Origin of the sequence: Bradyrhizobium oropedii, from assembly GCF_020889685.1 — a bacterium.
Classification (GTDB): domain Bacteria; phylum Pseudomonadota; class Alphaproteobacteria; order Rhizobiales; family Xanthobacteraceae; genus Bradyrhizobium; species Bradyrhizobium oropedii.
On the sequence record NZ_JACMYO010000277.1, the window covers coordinates 1 to 8,432 of the forward strand.

An 8,432-nucleotide genomic window follows, 5' to 3' on the forward strand; every position below is an offset into this window, starting at 1 on the left:
ACCGCCTCCACCATCACCGCCGCCGTGGCCACCGCCGTCACCACCATCGCCGCCATGGCTTCCATCGCTGCCGGCATCGCCGAAGCCCGCGGACGATCCGTCGATCGACGAGTCGGAGAAATCGCCGCCGCAATAGGGACTGCTGCCGCCGATGCCGCTGCGGCGCAGCGCCTCGCAGTCGGTGTGATAGATGAAGCCGTTCGCAAGATTCAGCTTGGCGTCGAGCGCGAACAGCAGCGGCAGCCGCGTCGGCCTGACCGGATCGATGTTCTCGTATTTGCAGCAGTACCACCAGACCCGGCGCAGCCCTTCATTGCTCCGGCGCCGCTCCTTCACCAGCACGACGGCGGGCATATGATGCAGGAAGGTGCCGAAGGCGCGGCGGCAGAACGCATCATATTCGCGGGTGTAGAGGATGAATTCGTGCCAGAGGTCGTCGGCCGCCTGCGACGGCATCGAGACGTAACGCTTGCCGCTCATCAGATAGGCGAGGAAGAACTGTCGCAGGCCGCGCGACACCAGCGCGCTGTCCTTGCGGGTGAAGCCGGGGTGATGCTGCTCGAGCCGAGCCAGCAGGCCCGCCGGCCATTTGAAGGTGCGGATGTATTCGGCGCGGCGCAGCGTCTGCCATTTGCCGAACAACACGGCGCTGCCGACCACAGCGGCAGCTGCCAGCACGCCGAAGAATGCCGAGGCGGGAGTTATGACCACGATGCCCCCGGCCCTTCAGCGGCTAAAAGTTCTGCAAGCTCGCAAGCAGCGCGAGGCCGAACAGCGCCAGCGCGCCCATGACGAAGCCGAGCACGAACATGCCGACCCCGCCGCGGCGCTTCGGCGCCACCACCGGCGCAGGCGGCGGTGCCGGCGGCTCGGCCACCGGAAGCGGCGTTGCGACCATCGCATGCTCGCGCTCGATCATGCGGCGCGCGACATAGTCGGTGACGGCATCGACGATCACGGCGACGTCGTGCGATTCGGCGAGCACGGTACGGCCGAAGCGGGTGTCCTGCACGAAGCGGTAGATGCGCTTGTCGCGGCCCATCAGCACGTGCGCGACGACATCGATCCACAGCCGCGGCGTCTCGCCCTGGCTGATGCCGCGGTCGAACAAATCGACCTTCTCCGGCACCTGTGCGAACAGCGGATCGAGCGCGTCGTTGAGGATCTCGAGCCGCGCCACTTCGGCGTCGCGCAACTCGACCACGACGCCGGTGCGGTCGGCCGCCTCGATTCGCGCCCGCCGCAGCGCCTCACGCAGCGTCGGCCGCATCTCGCGCGCCTCGCTGCCGGTGTTGTGCGGATCGGACATGCCTTGCGGCCTCGTACTGACGGGTTTCCTATGCATTAACCTATCAGCAACCATGACGTCCGCAAAGGACGTTGGTTCCCAAGCACTTAGGCTGCCACTTATCCCCAGATCAAACGACCCTGGCACTGTCCCAAAACCGGTCGACCCCACCCGGATGAACCGGATGGGGCCGCCGTCCTTGGACGTTTTCTTAGCTCTGATAGTTTTGGCGGTTAGGCCGAAACCCGCGACGGCTCCTCGACGATGGAGAAGCGCACACCGGCCTTGTGCCGGCTCTCTTCCGAGACTTCCTTCCAGCACTCTTCGGCTTCCTTGCGGGTCTTGAACGGACCGCGGACCTGAGCGGAGCCTTCGACGAGCTTGTGGAAGTTCATCGAGCCGAATTCCCCGCCGATCACCCAGAAATTGCTGCCCTTGCTCATCGTCAGTCTCCTCTGAAAAGTCGGGCTGCCTGCTCAGCCGCCTGAATTCCGATCCCTGCAACCTGCTCGTCGTCTCGACATTCGTGACAGCGTGTTGCGAATTGCGTGTCAGGAGATAAACGCGAAAAGGCGAAGTTCGTATAGATGCCTTGTTTTTTATTGGTGATGTCATGTAACATCTGAACTTGTAATAAATGTCGATTTGTAAATTTTGTCACAAAATAGGTCAGGAAGGCTGCCATGCCTGGCGAGTCCGGGAAAAAACTGTTCGTCGGTCCGCGGTTCCGCCGGATCCGCCAGCAATTGGGACTGTCGCAGACCCAGATCGCCGAGGGGCTCGGCATCTCGCCCTCCTACATCAACCTGATCGAGCGCAACCAGCGCCCGGTGACGGCGCAGATACTGCTGCGGCTTGCCGAGACCTACGACCTCGATCTGCGCGACCTCGCGACTGCCGACGAGGACCGCTTCTTCGCGGAACTCAACGAGATCTTCTCCGATCCGCTGTTCCGCCAGATCGACCTGCCGAAGCAGGAACTGCGCGACCTCGCCGAGCTCTGCCCCGGCGTGACGCATGCGTTGCAGCGGCTCTACGCCGCCTATACCGAGGCGCGCCGCGGCGAGACGCTGGTGGCGGCGCAGATGGCCGACCGTGAGGGCTCGCAGTTCGACGCCAACCCGATCGAACGGGTGCGCGACCTGATCGAGGCCAACCGCAACTATTTTCCGGAGCTCGAGACCACGGCGGAGAATTTGCGCGACGAGCTCAACGTGCCGACCGAAGGCCTGTTCACGGCGCTCGCGACACGGCTGCGGGAAAAGCATTCGATCGTCACCCGCGTGATGCCGGTCGACGTGATGCGCGAGACGCTGCGCCGTTTCGATCGGCATCGCCGGCAGCTCTTGATCTCCGAGCTCGTCGACAGCTCCGGCCGCAGCTTTCAGCTCGCGTTGCAGATCGGCTTTGTCGAATGCGGCGCCGCGATCGATGCGATCGTCAGCCGCGCCGGCCCGCTCGACGACACCGCGCGCAGACTCTATCGCATCACGCTCGCCAACTATTTCGCGGCGGCCGCGATGATGCCCTATCAGGCGTTTCACTCCGCCGCCGAAGCCTTGAGCTACGACGTCCATGTGCTGGCGCAGCGCTTCAATGCCGGCTTCGAGCAGGTCTGCCACCGCCTCACCACGCTGCAACGGCCGAACGCGCGTGGCGTGCCGTTCTTCCTGCTGCGCGTCGACAATGCCGGCAACGTGTCGAAGCGGTTTTCCTCTGGCACCTTCCCGTTCTCCAAATTCGGCGGCACCTGCCCGCTCTGGAACGTGCATTCGACCTTCGACATGCCGGACCGTCTGCTCAGCCAGGTGATCGAGCTGCCCGACGGCACGCGCTATTTCTCGATCGCACAGATGGTGCGCCGGCCGGTGGCGCCCTATCCGCAGCCGCAGCCGCGCTTTGCGATCGGGCTCGGCTGCGAGATCCGTCATGCGGCAAAGCTCGTGTATGCGACCGGCATGGATCTGGAAAAGGTCGAGGGCACGCCGATCGGCGTCAACTGCCGGCTCTGCGAGCGCGAGAATTGCAGCCAGCGCGCCGAGCCGCCGATCACGCGCACGCTGATCCTGGACGAGACCACGCGGCGGGTGTCGTCGTTCGCGTTCTCGAATGCGCGGGAATTGTAGGCTCGTCTTATCCTCCCCTGGAGGGGCAGGGCAATCGCATGTGGCAGGAAATTCGGACCTTCCGAAGGAAAATGGGGGAATCGTTCTGCATTCGATTCCGCTTCGTTCGCGATCCGATTCAGTTGTGGGCTGTATCTCCGAGTCACGTGCGATTGCCCTGCCTGGAGGGGGAGGGTCGACGCGAATGAAATGAGCGGCGGGGTGGGGTGAAGGTCTCTCGTATCGGGTGCCGCCCGGGTTGAGAGATCACCCCACCCCGTCTCACGTTTCGCTACGCTCAACGTGAGCGGACCCTGCCCCTCCGGGGGAGGGTGTGGCAAAAGCCTTGCACCAGCCATCCTTGCTGATGGCGCCCTCGACCACCTTGCAGCCCTCGGGCGCGACGAACAGCGTGCACAGGCCGCAGGAGTAGATGCCGTTCGGCGTGTCCTGATACTCGGCCTGCGGCTTTGTCATCTTGTCGGAGGCGGAGGCGGTGCGCAGCAGAAGTGTCGCGGGAAGTCCTGCGATAGCAGCGCCGACGAAGCAGCGCCGCGAACGATCGGCTTGTTGTTTGGCCACGATGTTCACCCCACGCGTCGTCCCTGCGAAAGCAGGGACCCATACTCCGTGACGAACATTGTAGACGAGACTCTTCGTTGTCGTCCTGGCGAAGCCATAACCACCGCATTCTGTGATGAAAGGGATCGTGGCCCCAGCGTCGTGCAACAATGCGCATTTGGGGTAATGGGTCCTGGCGTTCGCCAGGACGACACCGGGGATGGGTCGCGCTTCGCGCGCCCCGGAATGACAAAAGCAAGCCGCTCAGGGTTTGCGCAGATTGAGCGAGAAGCGCAGGTTGAGCGGCTGCAACATTTCCGGCGGCGGCGCCTCGCCGACATTGCCGCGCTTCAGGATGGTGCGCAGATCCTCGGTCGCGCCGGCGTCGTTGAATGCGGGAAACGTGACGCGCTCGACGGTGCCGTCCGGGTTGAGCCAGGCGCGCACCACGAGCGTCGGCGGCGGCCCGTTCTCCTTGCCGGAATGCTCGATGACCCAGTTGCGGAAGCGATTGGCGACCGCCTCGTCGGCTGCGATCCATTCCTCGAACCGGTATTTGACCAGCTTGGCAAACTGCGCCCATGACGGCGGCGCCTGTTCGGGATTACGAAAATTGAGATCCTGGGCGTGGCCCGGCGCTGTCGAGAGGATGAACAGGCCGAACGAGAGCACGAGCGTGCCCCGCAAGATGAGCATGGTTCTGGACAAGGTTGACCGCAACAACAGGCTACAGGACGACGCGAAAGCATCCACCCCGGCAGCAACTAGTCGCTCATTGTTGCAGGCATGTGACGCGCGCCGAAATGCTCGCGGCACGGTGGGCGCGGGACGCGGTGCCGCTCATCTGCGGCCGGTCGTCTTCCTGGAAGCGGACGCCATGTGCGGCGAGAAAGGACTTGGCGTGCGCGGCATCGACCGCCAGCACGCGATCGATCGTGGTCCTGCGGCTCACCACGCCTTCCACGAGACCACGGGAATCCAGCACCGGCGCACCACTGGTGCCGAAGGTGACATTGGAGCGCAGCACGAGGTGCTCGGGATCGCGCTGGGTGGCATCGACGAACGCATTGCCGAGCGCGCCGCCATGCGCAAGCATCGGCTTCAGGCGGTCATAGGCCTCGGCAAACACCATATCGTTGGCGGCAGACGCGCTGGCGCGTGGAAATACCGCCGCAAGTCCCAGCGTGCGCGGGACCTTGATCAACGCAATGTCGGTCGCAGCCAGTGCCACCACGCGCGCCGCGACGGATCGGCCCTCCTTGCTGACGACGATACGCCCGCAGTCCGCGACCGCATGGCGCGCGGTCAGCATGTGGCCGAGATCGTCGACAAAGAACGCGGTGCCGTCGAGCCTCTGGCTGATGGCCGGCGCCCCGGTGACATCACGGGCCAGCGGCTTCGCCGCCTCCATCTGCCGCGCCGGCTGAAACAGGGCGAATGGCACCTGCGCCGCTGCCTCGCGCGGGGCGAAGCCATTGAGAGCGCAACCGATCACGATACCGCAGGCGATCCGGACGAGACGGACAAGCAATCCCGCGCGCGCCGCCGACGCCGCGCCGCCTGAAATCGATCCCGAGTGATGCACCTTCAGACCCCAGTTCCCCAGACCCCAGCCGCGCAGACCCCAAGCCCGCCCTTCAAAGTTGCCGCGCAACCACCGACCGGCAACGTCTCTACAAACACCGCGCTCTCTACTCCATTTCACGCGAAAGCGGCAGTTTTTTCGGACCAGCAAAGCGGATCCGAACCGGCATGGACCCGACCCGCTCGACCCGGCGTAGACTCACGTCGCACCAGAGGCGCGGCCGGCCGCGGTCGAAATGTGAAACGATGAATTTCAATCCTTGCCGTTTCACAATCGCGGCTGCGACCGCATCATCAAGTCAGATGCAAAGAGGCCTCGTGAGCGAGCAAGTCAACAACAAGAGCCTGCCGCCGTCTTTCGGACCTGACGTGCACGTGATCGAGACGCTGCTGAGCCGCAACCTTCCGGAAGTTTTCGGCGAAGGTGATGCAGCGCGCAGAAGGGCCGCGATAGCAGAACTCTACACCGAGGACTGCGTGCTGTACGCGCCGCCCGGCATCCTTGTCGGTCATAACGCACTGGACAGGTTCGCCGGCGATCTCCGGGCTACACATCCGCACTATGTCTATACGGCTCATGGCGCGCCACAAGCGTTGCTCAATTCGGGACGCCTGGCTTGGGGCTCCGGACCGCAAGGCGAGGCGCCTGCGTATACCGGGGTGGATTTCATCATCGCCCGGGACGGCAAGATTGCGGCTCTTTACGTCTACCTGGACACGCCGCCCGCGTGAGCGGGCGGTCGCCGCCATCGTGGCGCCGAGCACATGCTGCACGAGGTGGCGGACGTCATGCGACGGCACAACCAGCCGGGGCTTACGAGCCGGCATGCGCGCAGGACATCCGCCTGGGCGATTGCCCATCCGTTGAATGCGCCCCGGATCTGTGGCGCGCAACGGCCCTCGCCTTCGCGCGGCGCGCTGCGAAGCGCCGCCGCGCGAGAGAGGCAGTCGTCGTCAGTTCGATCTGCGCAGTTCTTGATCGTCCGCGCTCGCTAACCACCAGGCGGTGTGTAGGCAGCCTTGAGCTTGCTCGCGTGCTGACGCACGACCTTGATCTCGTCCTGGGTGAACAGCCGGACCAGTTTCACATTCTGCATGGCGCCGGCCGCCACGACGACACCGCTGATCGCAGGCGCGAAGCTCGGATCCGGCACGTCGTAAATCACCATCACACCGGGGCCGTCGACCGCCGTGCTGTACATCGAAATCAACTTGCCACCGGCCGCCTCGATCAACTTCCTGGCGGCCTCGTATCGATTGGTCGCCGGATTTTCCATGATGTTGTTGAGAGAACGCGGGGTGTATTCACCTGTGAAGCAGAAATGCATGGCAATCGCTCCATTTGGCTGGATGAAAAATGGCATTCACCCGGGCGGGGCACGGGCAGAGGAAGCTTTCGTCATGAAATGAGGAAGAAATGGCCTGCCGATGGCCAGTTGCGCTGCCGCTCATTCTCCGGAATTCGGCGTGACCGGTGACAGCTCGCCGGGCAATCTACATCAAACGTCGCGCAAATGAAATCGCATTCCTGCGCGACGACAGATCGATGCGGGACTGAGGGGCAGCGTCGCTGACCTGACGCACGGCCTCTGTGCCTTGCAAACGAGGGCAATCTGCCTCAGTGTCGCGCGGCTCCCGTCAAGAACAAGAGAAACAACACTCATGAAGCTACGCGCGCTCGGCCGTTCCGGCCTCACCGTTCCACCCCTGTGCTTCGGCTGCAATGTGTTCGGCTGGACCGTGGACGAGACCTCATCGTTTCGCCTGCTCGACACCGTACTCGATCATGGGTTGACGTTCCTGGACACGGCAGACGTCTATTCGCGCTGGGTGCCGGGCCACAGCGGCGGCGAGTCCGAGACGATCATCGGCAAGTGGATGAAGTCGCGCGGCAACCGCGACCGCGTCATCCTCGCCACCAAGGTCGGCATGGACATGGGAGGCGGCAATGTCGGGTTGAAGCCGGACTACATCGCGCGCGCCGTCGAGGACTCGCTGCGGCGGCTGCAGACCGACACCATCGACCTCTACCAGTCGCACAAGGACGATGAGACGACGCCGCAGGAAGAGACGCTCGCGGCCTACGACAGGCTGATCAAGGCCGGCAAGGTCAGAGCGATCGGCGCCTCGAACTTCTCGGCGGAGCGGCTCAAGAGCGCGCTCGATATTTCCAAGGCGAACGGGCTGCCCCGCTATGAGAGCATGCAGCCCGAATATAGCCTGGCGGAGCGGTCGAGCTACGAAGGCGCGCTGCAACAGGTTTGCGAGGCCAACGACGTCGGCGTCATCACGTTCTTCTCGCTCGCCGCGGGATTCCTCACCGGCAAATATCGCTCGGAAGCGGACTTCGCCAAGAGCCCGCGCGGCGCGCGCAGCATTCCGAAATACATGAACCCGCGCGGCATGCGGATCCTGGCCGGCCTCGACGAGGTCGCCACGGAGACGCGTGCCGAGCCGGCCGCCGTGGCCCTCGCCTGGCTGATGGCCAAGCCCGGCATCACCGCGCCGATTGCCAGCGCCACCAAGCCCGAGCAGGTCGCAACGCTGGTCGCCGCGGCGAAGCTCGAGCTGAGCAAGGACCAAGTCGCCCGGCTGGACGCTGCGAGCGCGTAACACGGTCTACGATTAGCGACGGCGCTGCGCTCCTCTCCCCGTTCTTGCGGGGAGAGGGCTGGGTCAGGGGCCGCCTCCAGGTATTCGGCGATAGCTGCGTTTGCGGAAACTCCCCCTCACCCGGAACGCATCTGACGATGCGTTCCGACCTCTCCCCGCACGCGGGGCGAGGTAAATCGGAGGCCACTGCCCGACTAGAGCAAAATTGCCTTTAGCCCCACGGCCCGCGCTGGCCCGATGCTCCGCCCCACGGGCTGCGCGGCGGGGTGCTCGCACCGGTG

The 8,432-nt window shown here is 64.4% G+C and carries 11 protein-coding genes; 3 read left to right on the forward strand and 8 right to left on the reverse strand.

The window, feature by feature from the left end; all coding sequences use genetic code 11:
- The 4 genes from H8A95_RS40000 to H8A95_RS40015 form a co-directional block, all read right to left on the reverse strand.
- Positions 1-711, reverse strand: a 711-nt coding sequence (locus H8A95_RS40000) for a glycine-rich domain-containing protein (protein WP_229188031.1), incomplete at its 3' end; no start/stop codon positions are given.
- Positions 712-733: 22 nt separating this feature from the next.
- Positions 734-1,309: a hypothetical protein gene (locus tag H8A95_RS40005; RefSeq protein ID WP_229188032.1), complete on the reverse strand. Its 576-nt coding sequence runs from the start codon at positions 1,307-1,309 to the stop codon at positions 734-736.
- A 212-nt stretch (positions 1,310-1,521) separates the two neighbouring features.
- Positions 1,522-1,731: a DUF4170 domain-containing protein gene (locus tag H8A95_RS40010; protein ID WP_016839740.1), complete on the reverse strand. Its 210-nt coding sequence runs from the start codon at positions 1,729-1,731 to the stop codon at positions 1,522-1,524.
- Positions 1,732-1,733: 2 nt separating this feature from the next.
- Positions 1,734-1,973, reverse strand: a complete 240-nt coding sequence (locus H8A95_RS40015; RefSeq protein ID WP_229188033.1) for a hypothetical protein — start codon at positions 1,971-1,973, stop codon at positions 1,734-1,736.
- On the opposite strand from H8A95_RS40015, the gene H8A95_RS40020 reads away from it, so the two are divergent.
- Entirely contained in the window at positions 1,972-3,414 is a 1,443-nt protein-coding gene (locus H8A95_RS40020) for a helix-turn-helix domain-containing protein (protein ID WP_229188034.1), read from the forward strand. The two genes, H8A95_RS40015 and H8A95_RS40020, sit on opposite strands and share 2 nt — an antisense overlap.
- Before the next feature lie 261 nt (positions 3,415-3,675).
- Here the strand turns inward: H8A95_RS40020 and H8A95_RS40025 are convergent, their stop codons facing one another.
- From H8A95_RS40025 to H8A95_RS40035, 3 genes are all read right to left on the reverse strand, one after another.
- Entirely contained in the window at positions 3,676-3,984 is a 309-nt protein-coding gene (locus tag H8A95_RS40025) for a high potential iron sulfur protein (RefSeq protein WP_229188035.1), read from the reverse strand.
- Between the two features lie 234 nt (positions 3,985-4,218).
- Positions 4,219-4,650 (reverse strand): hypothetical protein, encoded by a 432-nt coding sequence (locus H8A95_RS40030; protein WP_229188036.1) that lies wholly within the window; start codon positions 4,648-4,650, stop codon positions 4,219-4,221.
- Positions 4,651-4,726: 76 nt separating this feature from the next.
- Positions 4,727-5,539: a S1 family peptidase gene (locus H8A95_RS40035; protein WP_229188037.1), complete on the reverse strand. Its 813-nt coding sequence runs from the start codon at positions 5,537-5,539 to the stop codon at positions 4,727-4,729.
- Between the two features lie 317 nt (positions 5,540-5,856).
- Between H8A95_RS40035 and H8A95_RS40040 the strand changes: the two genes are divergently transcribed.
- Positions 5,857-6,270, forward strand: a complete 414-nt coding sequence (locus tag H8A95_RS40040) for a nuclear transport factor 2 family protein (protein WP_229188038.1) — start codon at positions 5,857-5,859, stop codon at positions 6,268-6,270.
- Positions 6,271-6,530: 260 nt separating this feature from the next.
- Here the strand turns inward: H8A95_RS40040 and H8A95_RS40045 are convergent, their stop codons facing one another.
- Positions 6,531-6,902, reverse strand: a complete 372-nt coding sequence (locus H8A95_RS40045; protein WP_229188039.1) for a GYD domain-containing protein — start codon at positions 6,900-6,902, stop codon at positions 6,531-6,533.
- A gap of 298 nt (positions 6,903-7,200) precedes the next feature.
- Between H8A95_RS40045 and H8A95_RS40050 the strand changes: the two genes are divergently transcribed.
- Positions 7,201-8,151 (forward strand): aldo/keto reductase, encoded by a 951-nt coding sequence (locus H8A95_RS40050; protein WP_229188040.1) that lies wholly within the window; start codon positions 7,201-7,203, stop codon positions 8,149-8,151.
- The last annotated feature ends 281 nt before the right edge of the window (positions 8,152-8,432 follow it).

Coding starts and splice junctions, on each gene's coding strand:
- H8A95_RS40005 (WP_229188032.1), bottom strand. CDS start 1,309: ATGTCCGATCCGCACAACACCGGCAGCGAGGCGCGCGAGATGCGGCCG.
- H8A95_RS40010 (WP_016839740.1), bottom strand. CDS start 1,731: ATGAGCAAGGGCAGCAATTTCTGGGTGATCGGCGGGGAATTCGGCTCG.
- H8A95_RS40020 (WP_229188034.1), top strand. CDS start 1,972: ATGCCTGGCGAGTCCGGGAAAAAACTGTTCGTCGGTCCGCGGTTCCGC.
- H8A95_RS40015 (WP_229188033.1), bottom strand. CDS start 1,973: ATGGCAGCCTTCCTGACCTATTTTGTGACAAAATTTACAAATCGACAT.
- H8A95_RS40030 (WP_229188036.1), bottom strand. CDS start 4,650: ATGCTCATCTTGCGGGGCACGCTCGTGCTCTCGTTCGGCCTGTTCATC.
- H8A95_RS40045 (WP_229188039.1), bottom strand. CDS start 6,902: ATGCCATTTTTCATCCAGCCAAATGGAGCGATTGCCATGCATTTCTGC.
- H8A95_RS40050 (WP_229188040.1), top strand. CDS start 7,201: ATGAAGCTACGCGCGCTCGGCCGTTCCGGCCTCACCGTTCCACCCCTG.